This is a genomic window from Limnohabitans sp. JirII-31 (genome assembly GCF_002778315.1).
In the GTDB taxonomy this organism is placed as follows: domain Bacteria; phylum Pseudomonadota; class Gammaproteobacteria; order Burkholderiales; family Burkholderiaceae_C; genus Limnohabitans.
On record NZ_NESA01000010.1, the window covers coordinates 62,669 to 88,243 of the forward strand.

27 protein-coding genes and 1 tRNA gene are annotated in these 25,575 nt (G+C 57.2%); 19 read left to right on the forward strand and 9 right to left on the reverse strand.

Going from position 1 to position 25,575, the window contains the following annotated elements; all coding sequences use genetic code 11:
- Window positions 1-22 precede the first annotated feature (22 nt).
- From rpmJ to B9Z41_RS12950, 10 genes are all read left to right on the forward strand, one after another.
- Window positions 23-136, forward strand: a complete 114-nt coding sequence (rpmJ, locus tag B9Z41_RS12905) for a 50S ribosomal protein L36 (protein WP_011481465.1) — start codon at window positions 23-25, stop codon at window positions 134-136.
- A gap of 25 nt (window positions 137-161) precedes the next feature.
- On the forward strand, window positions 162-527 hold the full coding sequence (gene rpsM, locus B9Z41_RS12910) for a 30S ribosomal protein S13 (RefSeq protein ID WP_100147481.1): 366 nt from the start codon (window positions 162-164) through the stop codon (window positions 525-527).
- An 18-nt stretch (window positions 528-545) separates the two neighbouring features.
- Window positions 546-950, forward strand: coding sequence for a 30S ribosomal protein S11 (gene rpsK, locus B9Z41_RS12915; protein ID WP_100147482.1), 405 nt, complete (start codon window positions 546-548; stop codon window positions 948-950).
- 101 nt (window positions 951-1,051) lie between these two features.
- Complete coding sequence (gene rpsD / locus B9Z41_RS12920) at window positions 1,052-1,675, forward strand: 30S ribosomal protein S4 (protein ID WP_100147483.1); 624 nt, start codon at window positions 1,052-1,054, stop codon at window positions 1,673-1,675.
- A gap of 110 nt (window positions 1,676-1,785) precedes the next feature.
- Window positions 1,786-2,781: a DNA-directed RNA polymerase subunit alpha gene (gene rpoA / locus B9Z41_RS12925; RefSeq protein ID WP_100147484.1), complete on the forward strand. Its 996-nt coding sequence runs from the start codon at window positions 1,786-1,788 to the stop codon at window positions 2,779-2,781.
- 80 nt (window positions 2,782-2,861) lie between these two features.
- Window positions 2,862-3,257: a 50S ribosomal protein L17 gene (gene rplQ / locus B9Z41_RS12930; protein WP_100147485.1), complete on the forward strand. Its 396-nt coding sequence runs from the start codon at window positions 2,862-2,864 to the stop codon at window positions 3,255-3,257.
- Window positions 3,258-3,279: 22 nt separating this feature from the next.
- A tRNA-Met gene (locus B9Z41_RS12935) sits at window positions 3,280-3,356 on the forward strand.
- A gap of 48 nt (window positions 3,357-3,404) precedes the next feature.
- Window positions 3,405-4,223, forward strand: coding sequence for an alpha/beta fold hydrolase (locus B9Z41_RS12940; protein ID WP_100147486.1), 819 nt, complete (start codon window positions 3,405-3,407; stop codon window positions 4,221-4,223).
- 52 nt (window positions 4,224-4,275) lie between these two features.
- Window positions 4,276-4,611: a DUF1840 domain-containing protein gene (locus B9Z41_RS12945; RefSeq protein ID WP_100147551.1), complete on the forward strand. Its 336-nt coding sequence runs from the start codon at window positions 4,276-4,278 to the stop codon at window positions 4,609-4,611.
- Complete coding sequence (locus B9Z41_RS12950) at window positions 4,577-5,608, forward strand: serine/threonine protein kinase (protein ID WP_100147487.1); 1,032 nt, start codon at window positions 4,577-4,579, stop codon at window positions 5,606-5,608. Before B9Z41_RS12945 ends, B9Z41_RS12950 begins: the two co-directional genes overlap by 35 nt.
- 32 nt (window positions 5,609-5,640) lie before the next feature.
- Here B9Z41_RS12950 and B9Z41_RS12955 read toward each other — a convergent pair whose 3' ends face one another.
- The 4 genes from B9Z41_RS12955 to B9Z41_RS12970 all read right to left on the reverse strand — a co-directional run bounded on the left by B9Z41_RS12955 (window position 5,641) and on the right by B9Z41_RS12970 (window position 9,905).
- Window positions 5,641-6,357 carry a haloacid dehalogenase type II gene (locus B9Z41_RS12955; RefSeq protein ID WP_199172993.1) on the reverse strand — a complete coding sequence of 239 codons (717 nt, stop codon included), beginning with the start codon at window positions 6,355-6,357 and terminating at the stop codon, window positions 5,641-5,643.
- A gap of 19 nt (window positions 6,358-6,376) precedes the next feature.
- Window positions 6,377-8,314, reverse strand: coding sequence for a molecular chaperone HtpG (htpG, locus tag B9Z41_RS12960; protein WP_100147489.1), 1,938 nt, complete (start codon window positions 8,312-8,314; stop codon window positions 6,377-6,379).
- A gap of 77 nt (window positions 8,315-8,391) precedes the next feature.
- Complete coding sequence (locus tag B9Z41_RS12965; RefSeq protein ID WP_100147490.1) at window positions 8,392-9,177, reverse strand: pseudouridine synthase; 786 nt, start codon at window positions 9,175-9,177, stop codon at window positions 8,392-8,394.
- Window positions 9,178-9,191: 14 nt separating this feature from the next.
- On the reverse strand, window positions 9,192-9,905 hold the full coding sequence (locus B9Z41_RS12970) for a Crp/Fnr family transcriptional regulator (protein ID WP_100147491.1): 714 nt from the start codon (window positions 9,903-9,905) through the stop codon (window positions 9,192-9,194).
- Window positions 9,906-10,086: 181 nt separating this feature from the next.
- On the opposite strand from B9Z41_RS12970, the gene B9Z41_RS12975 reads away from it, so the two are divergent.
- The 9 genes from B9Z41_RS12975 to B9Z41_RS13015 all read left to right on the forward strand — a co-directional run bounded on the left by B9Z41_RS12975 (window position 10,087) and on the right by B9Z41_RS13015 (window position 20,601).
- Entirely contained in the window at window positions 10,087-12,033 is a 1,947-nt protein-coding gene (locus tag B9Z41_RS12975; RefSeq protein ID WP_100147492.1) for a long-chain fatty acid--CoA ligase, read from the forward strand.
- Entirely contained in the window at window positions 12,030-12,812 is a 783-nt protein-coding gene (locus B9Z41_RS12980; RefSeq protein WP_100147493.1) for an ABC transporter ATP-binding protein, read from the forward strand. Before B9Z41_RS12975 ends, B9Z41_RS12980 begins: the two co-directional genes overlap by 4 nt.
- 10 nt (window positions 12,813-12,822) lie before the next feature.
- Window positions 12,823-13,752, forward strand: coding sequence for a branched-chain amino acid ABC transporter permease (locus B9Z41_RS12985; protein ID WP_100147494.1), 930 nt, complete (start codon window positions 12,823-12,825; stop codon window positions 13,750-13,752).
- A gap of 12 nt (window positions 13,753-13,764) precedes the next feature.
- Entirely contained in the window at window positions 13,765-14,841 is a 1,077-nt protein-coding gene (locus B9Z41_RS12990) for a branched-chain amino acid ABC transporter permease (protein ID WP_100147495.1), read from the forward strand.
- 38 nt (window positions 14,842-14,879) lie between these two features.
- Complete coding sequence (locus B9Z41_RS12995; protein WP_100147496.1) at window positions 14,880-16,217, forward strand: ABC transporter substrate-binding protein; 1,338 nt, start codon at window positions 14,880-14,882, stop codon at window positions 16,215-16,217.
- A 138-nt stretch (window positions 16,218-16,355) separates the two neighbouring features.
- A complete protein-coding gene (locus tag B9Z41_RS13000; RefSeq protein WP_100147497.1) occupies window positions 16,356-17,165 on the forward strand; it encodes an ABC transporter ATP-binding protein in 810 nt (269 codons plus the stop codon).
- A gap of 14 nt (window positions 17,166-17,179) precedes the next feature.
- Window positions 17,180-18,424, forward strand: coding sequence for a phenylacetate--CoA ligase family protein (locus B9Z41_RS13005; protein ID WP_100147552.1), 1,245 nt, complete (start codon window positions 17,180-17,182; stop codon window positions 18,422-18,424).
- 93 nt (window positions 18,425-18,517) lie between these two features.
- Window positions 18,518-19,504 (forward strand): tripartite tricarboxylate transporter substrate-binding protein, encoded by a 987-nt coding sequence (locus tag B9Z41_RS13010; protein ID WP_100147498.1) that lies wholly within the window; start codon window positions 18,518-18,520, stop codon window positions 19,502-19,504.
- Window positions 19,505-19,590: 86 nt separating this feature from the next.
- Window positions 19,591-20,601: a tripartite tricarboxylate transporter substrate binding protein gene (locus tag B9Z41_RS13015; RefSeq protein ID WP_100147499.1), complete on the forward strand. Its 1,011-nt coding sequence runs from the start codon at window positions 19,591-19,593 to the stop codon at window positions 20,599-20,601.
- A 48-nt stretch (window positions 20,602-20,649) separates the two neighbouring features.
- On the opposite strand, the gene B9Z41_RS13020 is transcribed toward B9Z41_RS13015, so the two are convergent.
- The 5 genes from B9Z41_RS13020 to B9Z41_RS13040 form a co-directional block, all read right to left on the reverse strand.
- On the reverse strand, window positions 20,650-22,101 hold the full coding sequence (locus tag B9Z41_RS13020) for a bifunctional serine/threonine-protein kinase/universal stress protein (protein WP_100147500.1): 1,452 nt from the start codon (window positions 22,099-22,101) through the stop codon (window positions 20,650-20,652).
- Window positions 22,098-22,862, reverse strand: a complete 765-nt coding sequence (locus tag B9Z41_RS13025; RefSeq protein WP_100147501.1) for a metallophosphoesterase — start codon at window positions 22,860-22,862, stop codon at window positions 22,098-22,100. Before B9Z41_RS13025 ends, B9Z41_RS13020 begins: the two co-directional genes overlap by 4 nt.
- Window positions 22,863-22,879: 17 nt before the next feature.
- Entirely contained in the window at window positions 22,880-23,728 is an 849-nt protein-coding gene (locus B9Z41_RS13030) for a 3-hydroxybutyryl-CoA dehydrogenase (RefSeq protein ID WP_100147502.1), read from the reverse strand.
- A 73-nt stretch (window positions 23,729-23,801) separates the two neighbouring features.
- Window positions 23,802-24,575, reverse strand: coding sequence for an ABC transporter permease (locus tag B9Z41_RS13035; RefSeq protein ID WP_100147503.1), 774 nt, complete (start codon window positions 24,573-24,575; stop codon window positions 23,802-23,804).
- Between the two features lie 4 nt (window positions 24,576-24,579).
- A complete protein-coding gene (locus B9Z41_RS13040) occupies window positions 24,580-25,500 on the reverse strand; it encodes an ATP-binding cassette domain-containing protein (RefSeq protein ID WP_100147553.1) in 921 nt (306 codons plus the stop codon).
- Window positions 25,501-25,575 lie beyond the last annotated feature (75 nt).

Consider the following 25,575-nt stretch of genomic DNA (forward strand, 5'->3'; position numbering starts at 1 on the left):
AAATGAGTTTTAGGAGAGTGAAATGAGAGTTTCGGCTTCGGTCAAAAAAATTTGCCGCAACTGCAAAATCATCCGCCGCAAGGGCGTGGTTCGTGTGATCTGTACAGATCCACGCCACAAACAGCGTCAAGGCTGATTGAACTGGTTTAAAGAGGACGCACATGGCACGTATCGCTGGCATTAACATTCCGCCGCACAAACACGCAGAGATTGGCTTGACAGCTATTTTCGGCATTGGTCGCACACGCGCTCGCAAAATTTGCGAAGCTTGTGGCATTGAATATTCAAAGAAGATCAAAGATCTGACGGACGGAGATCTCGAAAAGATCCGCGACCAGATCGCTGTCTTCACCATTGAAGGTGACTTGCGTCGCGAGACGACCATGAACATCAAGCGTTTGATGGACATCGGTTGCTACCGTGGTTTCCGTCATCGCCGTGGCTTGCCCATGCGTGGTCAGCGTACGCGTACCAACGCACGTACGCGCAAGGGCCCACGTAAAGCAGCCCAGGCATTGAAGAAATAATCGGATTGAGGCACAACAATGGCTAAATCACCTTCCAACAGCGCCGCACAACGTGTCCGCAAAAAAGTTCGCAAGAACATTGCTGACGGTATCGCGCACGTGCACGCTTCGTTTAACAACACCATCATCACCATTACCGATCGCCAAGGCAACGCTTTGTCATGGGCCTCGTCGGGTGGTCAAGGTTTCAAAGGCTCACGCAAATCCACACCTTTCGCTGCCCAGGTGGCATCGGAAGTCGCGGGTCGTGCTGCTGTTGACCAAGGCATCAAGAACCTGGACGTCGAAATCAAAGGCCCAGGTCCTGGTCGTGAATCTTCGGTGCGCGCCTTGGCCGCATTGGGCATTCGCATCAACTCGATTGCTGACGTGACACCGGTGCCCCACAACGGTTGCCGTCCACAAAAGCGTCGTCGTATCTAAGCGTTTTCGCTTTTTACTGTTAACCACAAGCCCACCGCCGCTGGTATTGCACCAGCGGCTCCTCACTTTCAGTGAGCAGATGATCAAAGAAGGAAATTCAAGTGGCACGTTACCTAGGCCCTAAGGCCAAACTCTCCCGCCGCGAAGGCACAGACTTGTTCTTGAAGAGCGCGCGCCGCTCGATTGCAGACAAGTCTAAATTTGATACCAAGCCTGGCCAGCATGGCCGCACCTCGGGTCAGCGCACGTCTGACTTCGGCTTGCAATTGCGCGAAAAGCAAAAGGTCAAACGCATGTACGGCGTGTTGGAGCGTCAGTTCCGTCGTTACTTTGCTGCTGCTGACCGCCAAAAAGGCAACACAGGTTCCAACCTGCTGACTATTTTGGAAACGCGTTTGGACAACGTGGTGTACCGCATGGGCTTTGGCTCTACACGCGCTGAAGCACGTCAGTTGGTGTCTCACAAAGCCATCACTGTGAACGGTCACCCAGTCAATATCCCGTCTTATTTGGTGAAAGCCGGTGACGTGATTGCTGTGCGTGAAAAGTCTAAGAAACAAGGCCGCATTTTGGAAGCCTTGGAGTTGGCCAAACAAGTTGGCATGCCAGCTTGGGTGGAAGTCAACGCAGACAAAGCCGAAGGCACTTTCAAGAAGTCGCCCGACCGCGACGAATTCGCGGCTGACATCAACGAATCGTTGATCGTCGAACTGTATTCGCGTTAATCCTGGTTGAGTTTCAACCGAACGCACCCCACGCTGCCTGCTCGCGCAGCGTGGTCCAGACAGCCTGCCTTACCGGTGTAACGAGCCGGGGGTATTGAGAGGAAATCTGAATGCAAACTAATTTGCTGAAACCAAAAAATATTCACGTCGAGCAAGTGGGCCACAACAAGGCCAAGGTCACTTTGGAACCTTTTGAGCGTGGCTATGGTCACACGCTGGGCAACGCACTGCGTCGCGTTTTGCTGTCTTCCATGGTGGGTTATGCCGTGACAGAAGTCACCATCGCCGGCGTGGTGCATGAATACTCGTCCATTGATGGCGTGCAAGAAGATGTGGTCAACATTTTGTTGAACCTCAAAGGTGTGGTTTTCAAGTTGCACAACCGTGATGAAGTCACCCTGAGCTTGCGCAAAGACGGTGAAGGCGCTGTGACGGCTGCTGACATCCAAACGCCTCACGACGTTGAAATCATCAACCCTGAGCACGTGATTGCCAATTTGTCGCAAGGCGGCAAGATTGATATCCAACTCAAGGTGGAAACGGGCCGTGGCTATGTGCCCGGTACTGTGCGTCGCTACGGTGAAGAGCCAAGCAAGTCGATTGGCCGCATTGTGTTGGATGCATCTTTCTCACCCGTTAGCCGAGTGAGCTACAGCGTTGAAAACGCCCGTGTGGAACAGCGTACCGATTTGGACCGTTTGGTCATGGAAATCGAAACCAACGGTGCCATCACCGCTGAAGATGCTGTGCGTGCTTCTTCCAGAATTCTGGTTGAACAACTGGCCGTGTTTGCACAACTGGAAGGCGATGTGTTCAGCGCTGTTGGCGGTGCACATACACCCGCTGGCAGCTCGCAACAGTTTGACCCCTTGTTGTTGCGCCCTGTGGACGAGCTCGAGCTCACCGTTCGTTCCGCCAACTGCTTGAAAGCAGAAAACATTTACTACATCGGTGACCTGATTCAGCGCACCGAAAACGAGTTGCTCAAGACACCTAACCTGGGTCGCAAGTCACTCAACGAAATCAAAGAAGTTCTGGCTTCACGTGGTTTGACCTTGGGCATGAAGCTCGAGAGCTGGCCACCTGCTGGTCTAGAGCGTCGTTGAATTTAAAATAACTAACCCGACTCAACAGTCCCCTGGCCGTACCTGATACGGCGGCCGGCAAAACATCAAAGGAAATCACCATGCGTCACGGACACGGACTACGTAAACTTAATCGCACCACATCACACCGTTTGGCGATGTTGCGCAACATGATGAACTCGCTCATTGAGCACGAAGCCATCAAAACCACTTTGCCAAAAGCCAAAGAGTTGCGCCGCGTCATCGAACCGATGATCACTTTGGCGAAAGAGCCCACCGTGGCCAATCGTCGTTTGGCATTTGATCGCTTGCGTGATCGTGACAGCGTGGTCAAGCTCTTCAATGAATTGGGCCCACGTTTCAAAACCCGTCCAGGCGGCTATACACGCATCTTGAAAATGGGTTTCCGTGTTGGAGACAATGCACCGATGGCTTTTGTTGAACTGGTGGATCGTCCTGAAATTAAAGATGCTGATCAAGAGCAAGCAAGCGCTTAATCAGCTACAATAACCCTCTTACCGCGCGATGGAGCAGCCTGGTAGCTCGTTGGGCTCATAACCCAAAGGTCGCAAGTTCAAATCTTGCTCGCGCAACCAGATCAAAAAGCCCGCTGAATTTTCAGCGGGCTTTTTTCTTGGTGTTTTATGACACGCACAGAAAACGTTTTAGAGCGATCACAACGCATCATCCAAACCCACACCTGGGGCGATGTGGTTTGGCATGTCTGGGGGGCAGCACAGTTGCACCAGCAAACGCCCTTGGTGCTGCTGCACGGGGGATCGGGCAGTTGGACTCATTGGGTTCGTAATGTGGTTCATTTGTCGTCGGACAGGCCTGTTTGGGCACTCGACTTGCCAGGTTTTGGAGACTCGGCGTTGCCTCCCGAGGTTCGCGATGCAGACAGCCTTGCGCCTTATGTCGGGGAGGTGCTGCAGGCTGCTTTCCATGGCCAGGCGGTGGATGTGATGGGGTTTTCGTTTGGTGGCCTTACTGCTGGATTGTTGGCGGCTGCTCGGCCCGAATTGGTCGCCCGTTTGCTGTTGGTGGGCGTGCCTGGGCTTGGCTTGATGCGTGAATCTTTGCCCATGCGCGGCATGCTGGCTGACATGACACCCGCACAACAACGTGACGTGCATCGACACAATCTGCGCGTGATGATGCTGAGTGACGATGCGGTGATCACCGACGAAGTGATTGACATGCAAGAGGCCAATGTGGCGCGTGATCGCATGCGTCGTCGGCGTATTGCACGAACCGATGTGTTGGCTCGGGTGCAAAGCCAATGGCAGTGTCCGGTGCACGGTATCTGGGGCGCGAAAGATGCGCTGTATCAGAGCAATTTGCACCGTGTGCCAGAAATACTGCATCGGCTCAACAGCTTTGATGTGATTGCCCACGCAGGCCATTGGGTCGCCTATGAACAAGCGGATGCTTTCCACCGCGTGTTGGGCCAAATCCTGTGAGACAGAGTCAATAAAACTGGTGATTGCCAACACATCGGCGCACAATGAAACCATGTTGTACAAATTCAAATCCAAAGCGACCGGCGACTTGATCATGCTTGAGCCACAAGGCCGACAAATTTTGCAAATCATGGGCAAAGAGCCGAGTGCAAAAGGCATCGTGTTGGCGTCTGAAATGCCCCAAGCCATCAAAGCCTTGCAAGAGGCGGTGGTTCGTGAAGAGGCCGAGCTAGAAGCTGCGCAACAGGCCACGCAAGATCAAGCGGCACAAGAGACAGCGCACAAATCAAGCGCACACCACATCAGCTTGCGCCAACGTGTGGTGCCGTTCATCGACATGTTGCAGCGCGCGCATGCCGAAAACGTCGACGTGGTCTGGGGTGTTTGAAGCGTCGCGTGTGCCGCACGCCTTTGAAACCCTGACCCCTGATGTGGTGCTTGATGCGCTGTCTGATTTAGATTTGGCAGTAGACGGCCGACTCACCGCATTGAGTTCGTACGAAAACCGCGTCTACCAAGTCATGCTCGATGATGACCAAGCCTTGGTGGCCAAGTTCTACCGGCCCGAGCGCTGGAGCGATGCGCAAATTCTGGAAGAGCATGCGTTTGCCGCCGAATTGATGGCGCAAGAAATTCCCATGGTCGGCCCCCTGATGTTGCATGGCAATACCTTGCACCATGCCCATGGTTTCGCCTTCAGCGTGAGCCCGCGACGTGGTGGCCGGCCTCCTGAGTTGGATGATCCCGAGGTGCTGGAATGGATTGGACGCTTCATCGCCCGCCTGCACAACGTGGGGGCACGCCGACCGTTTGAGACACGTCCAACGTTGGATGTCACCACCTTTGGTGAAGACTCACGTGATTGGTTGTTGGGCCAGCAGATGATTCCTATGGACCAACAACATGCATGGTTGGATGTGTGCAACCAGGCTTTGGAGATGGTGCGCCAAGCCATGCAAAACACGCCAGTGCAAAGCCTGCGTTTGCATGGCGACTGCCATCCCGGCAACATTTTGTGGACCCCCACTGACTTGCCCCAGGGCGGCCCACATTTTGTCGACCTAGATGATGCCCGCATGGGGCCCGCCATCCAAGACCTGTGGATGTTGCTCAGCGGCGACCGTGCGCAACGCACACGCCAGCTTGGCGTCTTGGTTGATGGCTATGAGGAAATGCGCGAGCTAGATCGCCGGGAGTTGGCTTTGATCGAGCCTTTGCGAACCTTGCGCTTGATTCACTACAGCGCCTGGTTGGCGCGGCGTCGTGATGACCCCGCATTCATCCAGAACTTTTCTTGGTTTGGCACCTCGGACTACTGGGCCGGACAAGTCCATATGCTGGTCGAACAGTGTGAGGCCATGCAAGAGCCCCCTCTCATCGTTTGAGTGGCACCAGCGTATTCAGCGCAACATTTTCATCAACAGCCCAGGAGATCTGCCAGGGCCATCAAGTCACGCGCATGCACGTCATTGCCGGCTTGGGGTGACACATCTTTGATCTGCGACGCACCGAACTCCATGGGACGTTCAATGTAGGCCGTGTGCAAGCCGCAACTGCGTGCTGCGGCCAAGTCGTCGTGGTGCGCCGCACACAACATCACCTCATGGGGAGACAGGTCGAACACCTGTGCCACGCCAAGGTAGGTGGCAGGGTCAGGCTTGTAAGCGCGAAACACCTCTGCCGACAACACACAGTCCCACGGGAGTCCAGCCCGCTTGGCCATGTTCGTCAGCAACCCCAGGTTGCCGTTAGAGAGCGAGCAAATGGTGAAGCGTTGCTTGAGGCGCGTCAGCCCCGCCACGCTGTCGGGCCAAGCGTCGAGTCGGTGCCAGACGCGGTTCAAGTGCACGCGCTCAGCCTCGCTCAAATGCGTCAATCCAAACTGAGGCAACAGACCGTCCAGGATCAAGCGGTGCAGCTCATCGATGCGAGTCCAGCCGAGCTCGCCTGAGCGCACCCGTGCCATGGCGGGTTGGTAACCGGCGCGCCAAGCCAGTGCAAACGCGTTGGCGTCCACATGCGGGTAGAGCGCCTGTACTTCACGCACGATGCTGCCATGCCAGTCGACGACGGTGCCAAAAATATCGAAGGCCAACACTTTCGTGTCGGCCTTCACGCGATTGAGAGTGTCCATGTTATGCATGGACCGTGTTTTACACCAACAAGGCGTTGACGCGTTTCACATAGGCGGCAGGGTCTTCCGGCAAGCCACCTTCTGCCAGCAAGGCCTGGTCAAACAAGATGTGCGCCAGATCGTTGAAGTGCGGGTTGGCATCTGCGCCCAGTTTTTTCACCAAACTGTGTTCTGCGTTCACTTCCAAGATTGGTTTGACCACGGGCACAGCCTGACCCGCTTGCTTGAGCATGCGTGCCAGCTGTGTGGACATGCCGTGGTCTTGCACCACCAAACATGCAGGTGAATCCACCAAGCGGCTGGTCACGCGCACGTCTTCGGCCTTGTCTTTGAGTGCTTCCTTAAGCTTGGCCAACACAGGTTTGAAGGCTTCAGCAGCGTCTTCGGCTGCTTTCTTCTCTGTTTCGTCTTGCAGCTTGCCCAAATCCACCGCGCCCTTAGCGACCGACTGCAAAGGTGTGCCATCGAACTCGTGGAGGAAGTTCAGCGCCCACTCGTCCACACGGTCAGTCATCAGCAACACCTCAATGCCTTTCTTGCGGAACACCTCCAGTTGCGGGCTGTTCTTGGCGGCTGCCAGTGTGTCGGCGGTGATGTAGTAGATGGCCTCTTGGCCTTCTTTCATGCGCGCCTTGTAGTCGGCAAACGACACGCTCACCGTGTCGCTGCTGGTGCTGGCAAAGCGCAGCAGCTTGGCCAGCTTGTCTTTGTTGGCCATGTCCTCGCCCAAGCCTTCTTTCAGCACGGCGCCAAATTCGCCATAGAACTTGGTGAACTTGCCAGCGTCTTGTTTGTCTTCTTCACTCGCGTCGGCTGCGGGCACATCGCGCTTGGCCAAGTCTTCCAGCACCGCCAGCACCCGGCGTGTGTTGCCTTCACGAATGGCTTTGACGTCGCGGCTTTCTTGCAGCAACTCGCGGCTCACGTTCAGCGGCAAATCGGCCGAATCCACCACGCCTTTGACAAAGCGCAAATAAGTAGGCATCAGGGCCTCAGCGTCGTCCATGATGAACACGCGTTTCACGTACAGCTTCAAGCCGGATTTGGTGTCTCGGTTGAACAAGTCCATCGGCGCTTTGCCGGGGATGTACAGCAGCTGGGTGTACTCGGTGCTGCCTTCTACGCGGTTATGCGTCCATGCCAGGGGTGCCTCAAAGTCGTGGCTGATGTGTTTGTAGAACTCTTCGTACTGCTGTTGGGTGACATCTTTCTTGGCCCGCGCCCACAGTGCGTTGGCTTGGTTGACGGTTTCCCATTCATCCGTGAGCACCATCTCACCGGGTTGATCGTTTTCACCTTCCTTCCACTCTTCTTTGCGCATGCGAATGGGCAAAGAAATGTGGTCGGAGTATTTGTTGATCACCGACTTGAGTTTCCATGCGCTCAAATATTCTTCGGCATCGTCACGCAGGTGCAAGATGATCTTGGTGCCGCGTTCGGCTTGCGTGATGGTCTCGACTTCAAAGTCGCCCGTGCCCGTGCTGCTCCAGCGCACGCCTTCTTCGGCTTTCAGTCCCGCGCGACGGGACTCCACCGTGATGCGGTCGGCCACGATGTAGCCCGAATAAAAGCCCACGCCAAATTGACCAATCAAGGCGCCTTGGTCTTTGGCGCTGCTTTGTTGGTCGCCGCTGAGCTTGCCCATGAATTCACGGGTGCCGCTCTTGGCAATCGTGCCCAGGTGTGCAATGGCCTCTTGCTCGCTCATGCCAATGCCGTTGTCGGCAATCGTCAAGGTACGGGCGGTTTTGTCAAAGCTCACCCGAACTTCCAGCTCGGACGATCCTTCGTACAAGGCGTCGTTGTTCAAGGCTTCGTAGCGCAGTTTGTCGCAGGCGTCCGATGCGTTGGACACCAGTTCGCGCAAGAAAATTTCTTTGTTGGAGTACAGCGAATGCGTCACGAGGTGCAGCAGTTGTGACACTTCGGCTTGGAATGAATGGGTGTGTTTGGTCATGGTGGCTAAAAATCAAAGAAGTCAAAACAAAAAGAACGCCCCGAGATGTGGGGCGTCTGGCGGTATTTCAAGTCCGGTTAAAAACGTTCGTGGGCACCCAGGTAGCGCCATTGGCCAACGGGCAAATTGCCCAATACCACGCGGCCCATGCGGATGCGTTTCAAGCCCACCACCAACAAGCCGACTTGCTCGCACATGCGGCGGATTTGGCGTTTTTTGCCCTCGGTCAGCACAAAGCGCAGCTGCTCGGGGTTTTGCCATTCCACTTGGGCGGGTTTTAAAGGCTTGCCGTCTAGACTCAAGCCGTGGCGCAGGCGTGCGAGCTGTTCACGCGGAAACACCTTTTGCACATTCAGCGCTTCACCTTGGTAAGTGACGCGCACCAAATACTCTTTTTCCATGTGGCTGTCTTCGCCAATCAGCTGACGGGCCACACGCCCATCTTGGGTTAGCACCAGCAGGCCCACCGAGTCAATGTCTAGCCGACCCGCTGGGGCCAAGCCGCGCAGTTGGCTGGGCTGGATGCGGTTCTTCGAGGTGTCTTCACGCCAGTGGTTGCGCCCGTGAATCAGCGTGATGGCTGGCTCATGACCGTCTTCGGCTTGGCCACTCACATAGCCCATGGGCTTGTGCAAAAGAATCGTCACTTGTGTGCTTTGGTGGCCTTTGGCGCGGGGGTCGATTTCGACCCGATCCGAGGGGCGCACCTTCACACCCATGGGGGCAGGGTGGCCATTGACCAGCACCCAACCTTGCTCAATCCAGGCATCGGCTTCGCGGCGGGAGCACAAGCCGAGCTCGGCCATGCGTTTGTTCAGGCGAACGAGGTCGGTGGTTGAGTCAGGCATCGGTTGGTCAGACATGGAGGAGAGAGAGTTTAGCCAGTCGTGCCGTGAGCACGCAGGGCGGGTAAGTTCAACACGCGCATGCCGCCGTATTCGATGCGGATAGCGCCCTGTTGCTCCAAGGTGTTGAGTGCCACATTCACACGCTGGCGCGACAAGCCCACCAAGTACGCCAGCTCTTGTTGCGTGATGCGCAGCATCTCGCCTACGCCAGGAAACAAGGCCGGGTTGAACAGCGCTGCCAGGTTGCGCGCCACCCGCACATCGGGGTCGTTCGAGCGGTCAATTTCGCGCGCTTCAATGAATTGCGCCAAGCGCTCGTTGAGCTGGTTCATCACAAAGCGGTTGAAGCCAATCGAGTGGTCCAGCAGCCAATGGAAGTCGTCAATCGGCAAGCCGGCCACCACGCTGCGACGCAGGGCCATGATGTTGTAGCGGTAGGGCTCGCGCTTGATGGCTGTGCCTTCTCCGAACCAGCCGCCTGGCGGCACCCCGGTGTAGGTGATGGTGCGTCCGCTGGCGCTGTCGGTGCTCATCTTGAGCAAGCCGTCAATCACGCCAAACCAAAACGTCACCGGACGCCCCATGCGGCACACGTGATCGCCAGGCAAGGGGTCGCTCACCACAAGTTGCGGCAGGATGCGCGTGCGTGCGTCTTCTGCAAGTAAATTCAGCCAGGGAATTTGCGCCAACTCAGAGGGGCTGGGCGCCCGACGGCGCTGATAAACACTGGATTGTTGGGTCATGCAAGAGCGCCCACGTGGTCAAAAAAATTCGGGTAAGTCCTGTCAAGGGTCTTCCCTCAATTGTCGTTGAAACGACAACTTGACGTCAAACCTAATCCTACGATGCCCATCAAGATGACAACTTGCCTTCCTGTGAAGGTAGGTTTCAAGCGACACAGCACGTTCACGCAAGGACTCGGCAATGCAGACCACGTTTCCCCGACTGTTACTGAAACACGCCAGCGAGCGCCCCGATGCGCCTGCCATGCGCGAGAAGGAATATGGCATTTGGCAAACCATCCATTGGGCCGAGCTGGCGCAGATGGTCGAGCACATGGCCTGTGGGCTGCACCAAGCCGGACTGACACGGGGTGAACACTTGGTGGTGATTGGCTCCAACCGTCCTCGTCTGTACGCCACTATGTTGGCGGCGCAATCGTTGGGCGCGATTCCTGTGCCGCTGTACCAAGATGCGGTGGGGGCCGAATGTGTCTTTCCACTCAACAATGCCGAGGTGCGCTTTTGTGTGGTCGAAGACCAAGAGCAAGTTGACAAACTGCTGGAAATCCGTGCGCAGTGTCCGCAAATCAGCCACATCTACTACGACGATCCACGGGGTCTGCGCAAATATGACGAACCTGGCTTGGGTTCTCTTGAAGAGTTGCTAGCGGCAGGAGCGGTTTTTGCTAAGCAGCACCCCGAGTTCTTCCGCGCCGAAATTGCCAAGGCTCACACCGACGACGTGGGGGCGATGTTTTTCACCTCGGGCACCACGGGCAACCCCAAGGGTGTGGTGCACACCCACAACTCACTCATCAACCGTGCAGAAGCGGGCGCCCAGTTTGACCACCTCACCGCCAGCGAAGACGTGTTGGCCTATTTGCCGCCGGCCTGGATTGGTCAAAACATTTTCAGCTACGCCCAGTGGCTCTACTGTGGCTACGTGGTGAATTGCCCCGAATCGGCAGCCACCGTCACCATCGACTTGAAAGAGGTCGGCCCCACCTACTACTTTGCACCGCCGCGTGTGTTTGAAGGCTTGCTCACCAGCGTGATGATCCGCATGGAAGACGCGGGCAGTTTGAAGCGCCACATGTTCCATTACTTCATGGACGTGGCGCGCCAATACGGCCCCACCAAGATGGATGGCAAATCCATTGGCCTGGTCGGCGGTTTGCTCTACACCGTAGGCAACTTCTTGGTGTATGGCCCCTTGCGCAACAACTTAGGCATGAGCCGCGTGCGTGTGGCCTACACCGCAGGCGAAGCCATTGGCCCTGACTTGTTCAGCTTCTACCGCGCCATTGGCGTGAATTTGAAGCAGCTCTATGGCTCCACCGAAACTGCTGTATTTGTCTGCTTGCAACCCGACCACGAGGCCCGTGCAGATACCGTGGGCGTGCCCTGTGCGGGGGTGGAAATCAAAGTGGCCGACAACGGTGAAATCTTGGTCAAGTCCGCAGGCTTGCTCAAGGGCTATTACAAAAACCCAGAAGCCACCGCCGAGGTGCTCACCGCCGACGGCTGGTACCACACCAGCGACGCCGGGTTCTTGGACGCGCACGGTCACTTGAAAATCATCGACCGCGTCAAAGACGTGGGCCGTATCAAAGGCGGTGCCAACGATGGCGCCATGTTTGCGCCCAAGTACGTGGAGAACAAACTCAAGTTTTTTCCGCACATCAAGGAAGTGGTGGCTTATGGCGACCAGCGCGACAAGGTTTGCGTGATGGTCAACATCGACTTCGATGCGGTGGGCAACTGGGCGGAGCGCAAAAACTTGCCCTACGCCGGCTACACCGATTTGGCGCAAAAGCCCGAGGTCTATGGCCTCATCCAAGAGTGCGTGGAAAAAGTCAACGCCGATTTGGCCGCCGACGCGCTGCTGGCGGGCAGCCAAGTCAGCCGCTTCTTGGTGCTGCACAAAGAGCTGGATGCCGACGATGGCGAGTTGACCCGAACCAACAAAGTACGCCGTGGCTTCATCGCTGAAAAATACGACGCCTTGGTCACCGCCTTGTACGGCGGTGCCACCGAGCAGTTCATTGAAACCCAAGTCAAATTTGAAGATGGCCGTACCGGCAGCGTGAGCGCCACGCTCAAGATCTCGGACGCCAAAACCTTCGCCCCCGTGGGGAAAGCCGCATGACTAAAAAAATTGGTGACGTCATCCTCGATGTCAAAAACATCAGCCTGCGCTTTGGCGGTGTCAAAGCGCTGACCGATATTTCTTTCAATGTGTGCGAGCACGAAGTGCGCGCCATCATTGGCCCCAACGGTGCCGGCAAGAGCTCCATGCTCAACTGCATCAATGGTGTCTACACCCCTTCAGAAGGCTCCATCACCTTCCGTGGTCAAACCTTTGCCCACATGGACAGTCGTCAAGTGGCCGAGATGGGCATTGCGCGTACCTTCCAAAACTTGGCCTTATTCAAGGGCATGAGCGTGATCGACAACATCATGACCGGACGCAACCTGCGCATCAAAAGCAATCTGTTCATGCAGGCCTTGCGCATTGGGCCCGCACAACGTGAAGAAGAAGCGCACCGCGAATTTGTCGAACACATCATCGACTTCCTGGAAATTCAAGCCCACCGCAAAACGCCTGTGGGGCAGCTGCCTTATGGCTTGCAAAAGCGTGTGGACCTGGGCCGTGCCTTGGCCATGGAGCCACAGGTGCTGCTGCTTGACGAGCCGATGGCGGGAATGAACGTGGAAGAGAAACAAGACATGTGCCGTTTCATCTTGGACGTCAACGAAGAGTTTGGCACCACGATCGTCTTGATCGAACACGACATGGGCGTGGTGATGGACATCTCCGACCGCGTGGTGGTGCTCGATTACGGCAAGAAGATTGGCGACGGCGCTCCCGACGAGGTGCGCAACAACGAGGAGGTCATCCGCGCCTACCTCGGCACTTCACACTGAGGACAAGAACATGGCGTTTTTTCTGGAAGCTCTTTTTGGTGGCCTGATGGCTGGCATGTTGTATTCCCTGGTGGCACTTGGCTTTGTGCTGATCTTCAAAGCCTCGGGGGTGTTCAACTTTGCCCAAGGCGCGATGGTCTTGTTTGCGGCCTTGGCCATGGCACGTTTCTCCGAGTGGATTCCTGGCTGGTTGGGCACGGACAGCAAGGTGCTGGCCAATGTGCTGGCTTTTGTCATCGCCGGTGCATGCATGTTTGTGCTGGCTTGGGTGATTGAACGCTTGGTGTTGCGCCACCTGGTGAACCAAGAGGGGGTGACCTTGCTGATGGCCACACTGGGCATCACGTACTTCTTGGATGGATTGGGTCAAACTATTTTTGGCAGCGATATCTACAAGATCGATGTGGGCATGCCCAAAGACCCGGTCTTCTTGTTTGATTCCGTTTTTCAAGGCGGCGTGATGATCAACCTTGAGGACGTCTATGCCGCCTGCGTGGCTGCTTTGTTGGTGGTGGTCTTGTCTTTGTTCTTTCAAAAGACCAGCACCGGACGCGCCCTGCGTGCGGTGGCTGATGACCATCAGGCCGCGCAGTCGATTGGCATTCCACTCAACCGTATTTGGGTGATCGTGTGGTTTGTGGCCGGTGTCACTGCATTGGTGGCCGGCATCATCTGGGGCTCCAAGATGGGTGTGCAGTTCTCACTGACCACCGTGGCTTTGCGTGCCTTGCCTGTGATTATTTTGGGTGGACTCACCTCGGTGCCAGGCGCCATCATCGGTGGCTTGATCATCGGTGTGGGCGAGAAGCTGTCAGAGGTGTACGTCGGCCCCATGGTGGGCGGTGGAATTGAAATTTGGTTTGCCTACGTGCTGGCCTTGGTGTTCTTGCTGTTTCGTCCGCAAGGTTTGTTTGGCGAGAAGATCATCGACCGCGTGTAAGAGGAATAAAAAATGTTTTACAGAGAAAACGGTCAATTCAAAACCTCCTACCGCAAAGATCAGCAGATCTTTCCGATCACCCAAGACCGCTGGATGATTCTGGCCTTGGTTGCTTTTGCATTCATCGGCATCCCGGCCCTGGTCGACGAGTACCTGTACCGCGCCATCCTGATTCCCTTTTTGATTTTGTCGCTGGCTGCTTTGGGCGTGAACATCTTGGTCGGTTACTGCGGTCAGATCTCTTTGGGATCAGGCGCTTTCATGGCGGTGGGTGCCTACATGGCCTACAACACCTACATCCGCATCGAGGGCGTGCCGTTGATCGTGGCCTTGCTCTCGGGCGGGTTCTTTGCCACCTTGGTGGGCATTCTGTTTGGCATTCCCAGTCTGCGTGTGAAAGGCTTGTATCTGGCGGTGGCCACACTGGCGGCGCAGTTTTTCTGCGATTGGGCTTTTCTGCGCTTGGGCTGGTTCACCAACTACAACGCCTCGGGCTCGGTCTCGGTCTCTAACCTGAATGTGATGGGCTTGCCCATTGGCACACCCGTCGAGAAGTACCTGTTTTGCTTGTGCTTCTTGGTGGTGTTTGGCTTGCTGGCCAAAAACTTGGTGCGCTCAGCCATTGGCCGCGAATGGATGGCCATTCGCGACATGGACGTGGCCGCTGCCGTGATCGGTATCCGCCCCGTCTACGCCAAGCTCAGTGCCTTTGCCGTCAGCTCTTTCATCGTCGGCGTGGCGGGTGGGCTCTGGGGCTTCATCCATTTGGGCTCTTGGGAGCCTGCGGCGTTCTCGATTGACCGCAGCTTTCAGTTGCTGTTCATGGTCATCATTGGTGGCATGGGCTCCATCATGGGCAGCTTTTTTGGCGCAGCTTTCATTGTGGTTTTGCCTATCTTTCTGAACCAGTTTTTGCCCGCCATGGGCGACATGGTGGGCGTCACCATCTCGACGGCCACTGTGGCGCACGTGGAGTCCATGATTTTTGGCGCATTGATTGTCTGGTTCTTGATTGTTGAGCCACACGGCTTGGCCAAGCTGTGGTCGATTGCCAAACAAAAACTTCGTCTGTGGCCTTTCCCACACTGAGTTCCTTGACCTTTCAAACTTTTAACAGGAGACAACCCATGAAGTTTCGTCACATCACAACGGCAGTGACCTTGGTCGCAGCAGCCATCACCGGCAGCGTTGTCAGCACCCAGGCGGCTGCACAAGCCAAAGAACAATTCTTCCCGGCCCTGGTGTACCGCACCGGCGCTTATGCACCCAATGGCGTGCCCTTTGCCAACGGGTTCATTGACTACCTCAAACTGACCAACGCACGTGGGGGCATCAACGGCGTGAAGGTGATTTATGAAGAATGCGAAACCGCCTATGCCACCGACCGCGGCGTGGAATGCTACGAGCGCCTGAAAGGCAAGCACGGCGGCGCCACCGTGTTCCAACCACTGTCCACCGGCATCACCTTTGCGCTGACAGAAAAAGCCCCTATCGACAAAATTCCCGTGCTCACCCCGGGCCTGGGCCGCAGCGAATCGCAAGACGGTGGCGTCTTCAAATGGAACTTTCCCCTGGCTGGCACCTACTGGGTGGCCGCTGACACCATCATCCAAGACATTGGCAAAAAAGAAGGTGGCTTGGACAAACTCAAAGGCAAGAAGATCGCCTTGATGTACCACGACAGCCCCTTCGGCAAAGAAGCCATTCCCATGTTGCAAGAGCGCGCTGCGCTGCACGGCTTCCAGTTGAGCTTGCTGCCTGTCACCCACCCTGGCGTCGAACAAAAGTCCACCTGGTTGCAGATCCGTCAAAACCGCCCCGACTACGTCATCAACTGGGGCTGGGGCGTGATGAACTCCACCGCTTTGAAAGAAGCCCAAGCCACGGGCTACCCACGCGAGAAGATGTATGGCGTGTGGTGGGCCGGTGCTGAGCCCGACGTCAAAGACGTGGGCCAAGGTGCCAAGGGCTACAACGCGGTCATGATGCAGCACGGCGCTGAGAAGAACGCGGACGTGGTCAAAGAAATTTTGTCCAAGTTGCACAGCAAAGGCCAAGGCACAGGCCCACAAGAAGAAGTGGGCGACGTGCTCTACATGCGTGGTGTGCAAGCTGCGATGTATGGCATTGAAGGGGTGCGCGCCGCACAAGAGCGTTTTGGCAAAGGCAAAGTCATGACCGGCGAGCAAGCGCGTTGGGGCTACGAGAACTTGAACCTGACCCAGGCCAAGCTCGACTCGTTGGGCTTCAAAGGCGTGTTGCGTCCCTTGTCGACCAGCTGCCAAGACCACATGGGGGCCGCCTGGACACGCATGCACACCTGGGATGGTGTGCGTTTCAACTGGTCTTCTGACTGGTACCAGGCGGATGAGCAAATCATCAAGCCCATGGTCAAAGCAGCTGCTGACAAATACGCCGCTGAGAAAAAAGTCACGCGTCGCTCACCTGCCGACTGCCAGTCCTGATGACGTGTCAGATCAGCCGCACGCAGCGTGTCGGCTGATTGTTTGGCGGCTCTTTCTGAGCCGCCAAACCTCAAACCTACAAGTGCTTGTGGTTTGAGGTTTGGTCAAACCCGCAATGTTTTTTTAGCAAGGTCAATCATGAGCGCCAACAACATCGTTCTCAACGTCAACGGCATTGAGGTTATTTACAACCATGTGATCCTGGTGCTCAAAGGTGTGTCGCTGCAAGTGCCAGAAGGCGGCATTGTGGCTATCTTGGGTGGCAACGGCGCGGGCAAAACTACCACCTTGCGCGCCATCTCCAACTTGTTGCAAGGCGAGCGTGGGGCTGTCACCAAAGGCAGTATTGAGTTTCGTGGCGAACGCATTGAAAACCTCACACCTGCTGACCTCGTCAAGCGCGGTGTGGTGCAGGTGATGGAAGGGCGTCATTGCTTTGCCCACCTGACCATCGAAGAAAACCTGCTCACCGGCAGCTACACCCGTTCCGACAAAGGCGAGGTGGCTGCGAATTTGGAGAAGGTCTACAACTACTTCCCTCGTCTCAAAACCCGCCGCACCTCGCAAGCCGCGTACACCTCAGGCGGCGAGCAGCAAATGTGCGCCATTGGCCGCGCCTTGATGTCCAACCCCAACATGGTCTTGTTGGATGAACCCTCGATGGGGCTGGCGCCGCAAATCGTGGAAGAGGTGTTCAACATCGTCAAAGACTTGAACGACAAAGAAAAAGTTACCTTCTTGCTGGCCGAACAAAACACCAACATGGCCCTGAAATATGCCGACTATGGCTACATCATGGAGTCGGGCCGCGTGGTGATGGACGGTGCGGCATCTGACCTGGCCAACAACGAAGACGTGAAAGAGTTTTACCTGGGTGTGGGCGGCGGTGAGCGCAAGAGCTTCAAAGAAGCCAAGAGCTACAAGCGTCGCAAACGTTGGTTGGCTTGATCGGAGCACACACCATGAGCACACACCACGACGCCCTCGAAACCCGCACGCCTGCCGCACGCGAAGCGGCCTTGCTGGCCGCCTTACCCACACAAGTGGCGCATGCGCAAAAAAACTCTTCCGCGTTTGCCGCCTCTTTGGCAGGCATTGATGCGCAGCAGATCTGCAGCCGCGCTGCACTGGCCAAGTTGCCTGTGATCCGCAAGTACGAACTGCTGGCGCAACAACAAGCACAGCGTGCCGTCAATGTGTTTGGTGGCTTTGCCGCCATTGGGTTTGGCAAAGCCATGCCCCGTGTGTTTGCCAGTCCTGGCACGATTTACGAACCCGAAGGTGCACGTGCCGATTACTGGCGCATGGCCCGCGCCATGTATGCCGCAGGCTTTCACGAAGGCGAGCTCATTCATAACTGCTTCAGCTACCACTTCACCCCTGCGGGCTCGATGATGGAAACCGGCGCCCACGCCATCGGGTGCACCGTGTTTGCAGGTGGCACAGGCCAAACCGAACAGCAAGTGCAAGCCATGGCCGAGCTCAAGCCTGCTGGCTATATCGGCACGCCCAGCTTCCTGAAAATCATTGTTGAAAAAGCTGCCGAGATGGGCGTGGCCTTGCCCAGTGTGCGCAAGGCCTTGGTGTCGGGCGAGGCGTTCCCCCCTAGCCTGCGCGATTGGTTGGCCGAGCGCGGCATCGCGGGCTACCAGTGCTACGCCACAGCCGATTTAGGTCTGATCGCCTACGAGACGTCTGCCCGCGAAGGCTTGGTGCTGGATGAGGGCGTGATTGTGGAAATCGTGCGTCCGGGCACGGGCGACCCGGTATCTGAAGGCGAAGTGGGTGAACTTGTGGTCACCAGCTTGAACCCTGACTATCCTTTGATCCGCTTTGGCACGGGCGACTTGTCAGCTGTGTTGCCTGGCACATGCCCCACGGGGCGCACCAACACCCGCATCAAGGGCTGGATGGGACGTGCAGACCAAACCACCAAAGTGCGTGGCATGTTTGTGCACCCGGGACAAGTGGCCGAGGTGGTGAAGCGTTTTCCCGAGATCGCGCGTGCACGCTTGGTCGTGACGGGTGAGATGGCCAACGACCAAATGGGTTTGCAAGTTGAAGCGCAGCCCGCCGATGGGTTGGCGCAAAAAATTGGTGAAGCCGTTCGTGAGATCACCAAACTTCGAGCCGAGGTGGCGTTCGTGGCGCCCGGCAGTTTGCCCAATGATGGCAAGGTCATTGAAGACGCGCGCACCTATCAGTGAGTGTGATCAGGGTAAGCTATAGCCCGCCTACGTGATGACCGTAGCCTTTTTAGAGCGTGTGTCATTTACGATGACTTTTATTTAGGAGACCTCATGAAAAAACTGTTTTCACTCAGCCTGTTGGCGTTGGCCGCACTGACCGGAGGTGCGCAAGCCGCCGACTTCCCCATCAAGGACAAGCCCATCACCATCATCGTGCCCTTTGCCGCTGGTGGACCCACAGACCGTGTGGCGCGCGACTTGGCCGAATCCATGCGCAAGCCCTTGGGCGGCGTGGTCGTACTGATTGACAACGCAGCCGGGGCGGGTGGCACGATTGCTTCGAACAAAGTTGCCAAGGCAGTGCCCGATGGTCACACCTTGTTCTTGCATCACATTGGCATGGCCACGTCGCCTGCGCTGTACCGCAAGTTGCCTTATGACACCTTGGAAGATTTTGAGTATTTGGGCATGGTCAACGAAGTGCCCATGACCTTGATCGCACGCCCCAATATCCCTGCCAACAACTTCAAAGAGTTGTCGGCTTGGATTGCCCAAAACAAAGGCAACGTCAACTTGGGCAATGCAGGTTTGGGTGCTGCGTCCCACCTGTGCGGTTTGTTGTTCCAAAGCGCCATGAAGATCGACATGACCACGGTGCCCTACAAAGGCACGGCGCCTGCCATGACCGATCTGATGGGCGGTCAAATCGATTTGCTGTGCGACCAAACCACCAACACCACCAGCCAGATCGAAGGCAAGAAAGTCAAAGCCTTTGCGGTGACCACCACCAAGCGTTTGACCACACCGGCTCTGAAAGACTTGCCCACCTTGCAAGAGGCTGGCTTGAAAGATTTTGAAGTCACCATTTGGCACGGTTTGTACGCACCCAAAGGCACGCCTGCGGATGTGCTCACCAAAATCAACAATGCCCTCAAGGTGGCGCTCAAAGACCCAGAGTTCATCAAGAAGGAAGAAGCTTTGGGTGCTGTGGTGGTGAATGACAAGCGCGTCTCCCCCGCTGAACACAAAAAGTTTGTCGCTGCTGAAATTGCCAAGTGGGGTCCGATCATCAAGGCCGCTGGCATCTACGCCGACTGATGAACACACCCGGACAAGCCACCTTCGGGTGGCTTTTTTATTCGACCTAGGCCGCAGCGCCTGGGCTATTCGATGAGGAGACCGACATGATGATTCGTCGCACCGTTTTCAAAACCGCCGCGCAAGTGGCTCTGTTGGCCGTTGCTGCCGTGTGTGGTTTGCACGCCAGCGCCCAAAGCTGGCCCACCAAGCCTGTGCGCATCGTGGTGCCGTTTGCACCGGGTGGCACCACCGACATCTTGGCGCGCGCCGTCGCGCCTGAGCTGACCAAGGCCTTTGGCCAGCCCTTCTTTGTGGACAACAAAGGAGGCGCTGGGGGCAACCTGGGGGCCGAAATCGTGGCCAAGTCCCCGGCAGATGGTTACACCTTGCTCATGGGCACGGTGGGCACGCACGGCATCAACCGCGCCTTGTACGACAAACTGCCCTACGACCCGATCAAAGACTTTGTGCCCATCACCTTGGTGGCGGGCGTGCCCAACGTGATGGTGGTCAATGCCGAGCGCGCCAAAGAGCGCAACATCCACACCGTGGCCGATTTCCTGGCCTATGCCAAAGCCCATCCGGCACAACTGAACATGGCCTCCAGCGGCAACGGAACCTCGATCCACCTGGCGGGTGAGTTGTTCAAGAGCATGAGTGGCACCTTCATGGTCCACTTTCCCTACCGTGGCTCTGGCCCGGCCTTGCTCGATCTGGTGGGGGGCTCGACCGATGTGATGTTTGACAATTTGCCATCGTCGATGCCGCTCATCAAAGCAGGCAAGCTCAAGGCCTTGGGCGTGACCAGCGCCCAGCGCTCTGCCGCCTTGCCCGATGTGCCAACGGTGGAGCAAGCGGGCGGCCCGAGCCTGAAAGGCTACGAGGCCAGTTCGTGGTTTGGTTTGTTGGCTCCTGCTGGCACGCCAGTGGACGTGGTCAACCGCATCCAGCAAGAAGTCACCAAGTCGTTGAGCACACCAGCGATCAAAGAAAAACTGTTGGCCCAAGGGGCTATTCCTGGTGGCAACACATCGGCCGAGTTCGCCAAGTTCATTGACGGCGAACACAAAAAATGGGCTCAGGTGGTCAAGGCCTCTGGCGCCAAAGTGGACTGATGCACCGGTGTTGCGTCGGTGATGCCGACGCAACGCGTGCACAGAGGTTTATCCGGCTTGTTCGGGCAAGGCCTCGAAGGCAGAGAACGGCAGGCTTTGCTTGACCAAAATCACGGTGCAAGGCGCGTCCATCGCCACCTTGATAGGCACGGTGGCGACGAAGCGTTGCATTTGCAAACCGTGGGTGGCTGCCCCCATCACAATCATGCTCACTTGGTTGCCTTCGGCGTAGCGCACCAAGGCATTGGCCACATCGCTTGCTTCTAGCACGTGGTAAGAGGTTTGGTGGCCTTCCAAATTCAGTGGTTGTGCCCACTGCCGCAGCAGGGTCAGGTATTGGCGGTGCAGCGAGGTTTCGCTGCTGGCGCTCTCGGTGCTGCTGGTTTGGTTGGGCGAAATCACCGTCACCACCGCCAACCTTGCACCCGGGCGCAAACCCAATGAACGTGCCACCGCTTGCCGCAACGAATACAGCGTGGCGTCGCTCGCCTCGTGGTGTGGCACGGCCACCATCAAAATTGGCACCTCTTCAATTTGCTGCGACGGCAAGGGGCTGGGCTGGTACTGCATGCCCGCGGCGCGCACCCACCGTTTGAGGTGGGTGAAGAACGAGGTGCCTTTGAGTTGTTGGCCGCGTGCGGTGATCTTGACGTGTTCAGGGTTCTCCAAATCAAACGCCAAATGCGACGCCGATGGGTAGCGTTGCGCCGCCACGGGCTCCAAGCAGCGCAGCACCACCTCTTGCAACCACGCTGGCGTTTCGGGTCGCAAGCGGCGTGGTGGCGCTGGGTCCATCCACAAACGCTGACGCATGCCGCCGTCTGTGGCCGGGTTGCCAAACGGCAGCTCGCCGGTCGCCAGTTCGTAGAGCATCACGCCAATGGCAAAAATGTCACTGCGTGGGTCGCCGCGCACCCCCACCACTTGCTCTGGCGCAATCCAGGCGGGCGAGCCCACGGCCTTGCGCAGCTCTTCGGCCAACAAGTCGGGGTAGTGCGCGTGGCAGGACAAACCGAAGTCCAGCAACACGGCGTGGCCGTCGGGGTGCATCAGCACATTGGCGGGTTTGAGGTCGAGGTGGCAGGCGTTTTGTTGGTGCAAGCTGTGGGCAGCGCGTGCCACGGCAGCACCCAGTTGGGCGATCTCTTGGGGGGATGGGCGGGTGCGCTGCTCGGTGTGTGCATCAAGCAGGTGCTGCAAGGTTTGCCCCGGCACATGCTCCATCACCAAGTAGGGCAGCGTCACCAAATCGCCTGCGGCGACAAAACGTGGCACATGGCGGCCATGCAGCACTTGCAAGAGTTGATGTTCTACCTCAAAGCCCACAATGTTCTCGGCGCCATCGCCTGCTGTCATGCGCGGCACCTTCATCACCATGGGGAACGGGGCCGGGCGCTGGTCGGCGTAGCGCACCTCATAGATGTGAGCCATGCCACCGGCGTGCAAGCAATTGCCAATGCAAAAGCCGTCCAACTCAGTGCCTGGCTCAAGACGCTTCATCGGCCAGTCTCCAGCCTCTCGGCAAAAAACTCAGGCAAGCCTGCTTCACGCACGCAACGCGCAGCGGCCATGTGGTCGTAGGCCACGCGGTGAAACGTCAGCTTGGCTGCGCTGCTGTCAAACAAGGCGTACATGGCGCGCGGGTTGCCATCACGCGGCTGGCCCACCGAGCCTACGGTGGCAATCCAGTGGCGGTGTTTCGGGGTCGGAATGGCCACACCCGGTGAGGGCTCAAAGCGCATCAGCTGCCGCCCTGTGCCCCGGTAAAACAAGGACTGGTGGTGCACATGACCCCCAAACACATAACGCACAGCGGGGTCTTGTATGGCCGCATCCAAACTCAGGCTGGCCGTGCGCTCGTCTTCTACATAGCGCCACCGCTCGGGGGCATCGGCACTGGCGTGCACCAACAGCACGCTGTCCTCACAGGCGGTGAGGGGCAAAATTTCCAACCAAAAGCGTTGTGCCGGCGACAGCTGGTCATGCGTCCATTGCGCGGTTTGCCCCCCCAACGACAAGCTGGCACTGGCGTCGTTGACGCTGTGGGTTTGCACCAGCTCTTCGTGGTTGCCACGCAGCACAATGCCGCCCTGCGCTTGAATGTCTTGGCAGCGTGTCACCACCTCTGCCGGAAACGCGCCGTAACCCACCAAGTCGCCCAGCACGGCAATGCGCTCTGCGCCCTGTGCTTTGGCATGCGCCAAGCACGCCTCGAACGCGTGCAAGTTGCCATGGATGTCAGACAGCAGGGCGTACTTCATGGCGCAGCCTCAGTCGCTCAGTACACGTACACGCCGCGTCCCGTCTTGCGGCCCAGGTGCCCCGCCGCCACCATTTCTTTGAGCAGTGGGCAAGGGCGGTATTTGCTGTCACCAAACTCGTTCAAATAGACCTCCATCACGGCCAAGCACACGTCCAGGCCAATCATGTCAGCCAAAGCCAGCGGACCAATCGGTTGGTTGCAACCGAGCTTCATGCCCGCGTCAATGTCTTCGGGCGTGGCCAAGCCTTCGGCCAGCACAAACAGGGCTTCGTTGATCATGGGCACCAAGATGCGGTTGACCACAAAGCCGGGGGCGTTCTTCACGGTGATGGGGCTCTTGCCCAGTCGGGTGGCCAGGTCGTGCACGGCATCATGGGTGGCGTCGCTGGTTTGCAAACCACGGATGATTTCGACCAAGGCCATCATGGGCACGGGGTTGAAAAAGTGCATGCCAATGAAGCGGTCGGCGCGTTGTGTCACCGCGGCCAGTTTGGTGATCGAGATCGACGAGGTGTTCGATGCCACGATCACCTCGGCTCCGAGCAGCGCATCGACTTGCTTCAAGATCTTGACTTTGAGTTCGTAGTTCTCGGTGGCCGCTTCGATCACCAGTTGTGCGGTTTTGAGGTCGTCGTAGTTTGTGCTGCCTTGGATGCGTGACAAGGCGGCTGCCTTGTCGGCCTCGGTGATTTTTTCTTTCTTGATCAGGCGGTCCAAACTGCCCGCGACGGTGGCGATGCCTTTGGCCACCGAGGCCTCTGAGATGTCGACCATGACCACGTTCACGCCTGAGACGGCGCATGCCTGTGCGATGCCATTGCCCATGGTGCCCGCACCAATGATGCCTACGGTTTGAATGCTCATTGAAATTTCCCTTGTTGCTTGGATGGAATAGAAGAATATTAGCGGGTGAAGGGTTGCGATTGGCTGACTTGGCTCAAGCCTTGAAGCGCTTTTGCGTCAGGTGCAGCGCTATGCGCCAGGCCACCACGGTGTACAGCGCCAACACGCCCAAATGCAACAGGGGTTGCGCGGGCCATTGGTCTAAGAACAACGGGCGCACCAAGGCAATGGCTTGGGTCAGGGGCAGCCAGGCGGACACCTCGCGCACCAGATCCGGCAACTGGTCGCGCGGAAAGAACACGCCGCTCAAGAACATCATGGGCGTGAGGAACAAGGTGAAGTAGTAGGTGAAAAAGTCATAGCCCTTGGCCAGCGCATTGAAGATCAGCGCAATGCAACTGAAGGTGATGCCCACGCACAAGAGGATGGGCCAAGCCGCCAGCAGCTTCCAGCTGTGGGTGATGCCCAGACCCATCATCACGCCCAAGATGGCGGTGATGGTGAACAAAGCCTTGAACGCAGCCCACAGCATTTCGGCCAGCAGCACATCGTCCAAGCGCATGGGAGCGTTCAAGATGCCGTCCCAGGTCTTTTGTACATGCATGCGCGAGAAGGCGGAGTACAGCGCTTCAAACGTGGCCGCGTTCATGGCGCTCATGCAAATCGAGCCGCTGGCTAAAAACAAAATGTAGGGTACGCGTTGGCCGTCCAAATTGACTTCACCTACCAATGCGCCCATGCCGTAACCAAAGGCCACCAGCCACATCAAGGGTTCGGCGATGTTGGCCACCAGGCTGGGAATGGCAAGCTTGCGCCACACCAATAAATTGCGCAAAAACACGGGCCAAAAACGAAAGTAGGTGTGCATGGTGTCAGCCCTCTTCCCGGATCTGGCGCCCGGTTAATTTCAAAAACAAATCTTCTAAATTGGCCGGTCGGTGCAGGGTGCGCAGACCGCTGTGTGTGGCCAAGGCCTGCAACAAGGGGCCTGCTTGGTGGGTGTAAAAAAACACGGTCTCGCCGCTGGTCTCGACCCGTTGTGCCAAGTCTTTGAGCGGGCTGTGCACCAAGCCCAAGGCGCCATTGCCGTACACCTCCACCACATCAGGTTCTAGGTGTTGGGCAATCAAATCGCGTGGTGCGCCTTCGGCAATTTTTTTGCCGTGGTCGAGCACCAGCAGCCGATGACACAAGCGTTCGGCTTCGTCCATGAAGTGGGTGGTCAGCAGAATCGACTTGCCTTGTTGCAACAGTTGCTGCAAACGCTCCCACATCAGGTGGCGCGCTTGGGGGTCGAGGCCAGTGGTGGGCTCGTCGAGCAGTAGCAAGTCAGGGTTGTTGATGAGGGCGCGCGCCAGACTTAGGCGTCGCTTCATGCCCCCTGACAACTCGCCTGGCTTGGCATCGGCTTTGTGGGTCAAGGCGGCAAAGCGCAGCAACTCAGGAATGCGCGCCTGAATGTCAGCTTTCTTCAAACCAAAGTAACGGCCAAACACCATCAGGTTTTCGGCGCAGGTGAAATCTGGGTCGAGGGTGTCAAACTGACTCACCACGCCCAGGCGGGCCTTGATGGCCAAGTCATGCTCAGGCATGGCCAGACCAAATGCGTTCACGCTGCCGCTGTCCGGTGTGGCCAGCCCCAAGCACATGCGCAGTGTGGTGGTTTTGCCTGCCCCGTTGGGGCCAATCACGCCGAGGCATTCGCCGGGGGCGATGCGAAACGACACATCGTTGACCACGGTGTTGTCGCCGTAGCGTTTCATCAAGTGCTGACATTCAAACAGAGGTTTCATGACAAACATTGTGCCGTGCATGGTGGCACTTTCAGGTGCTTGGCTGCTTTTCAGAGCCGTCTTGGCCGCCACCTA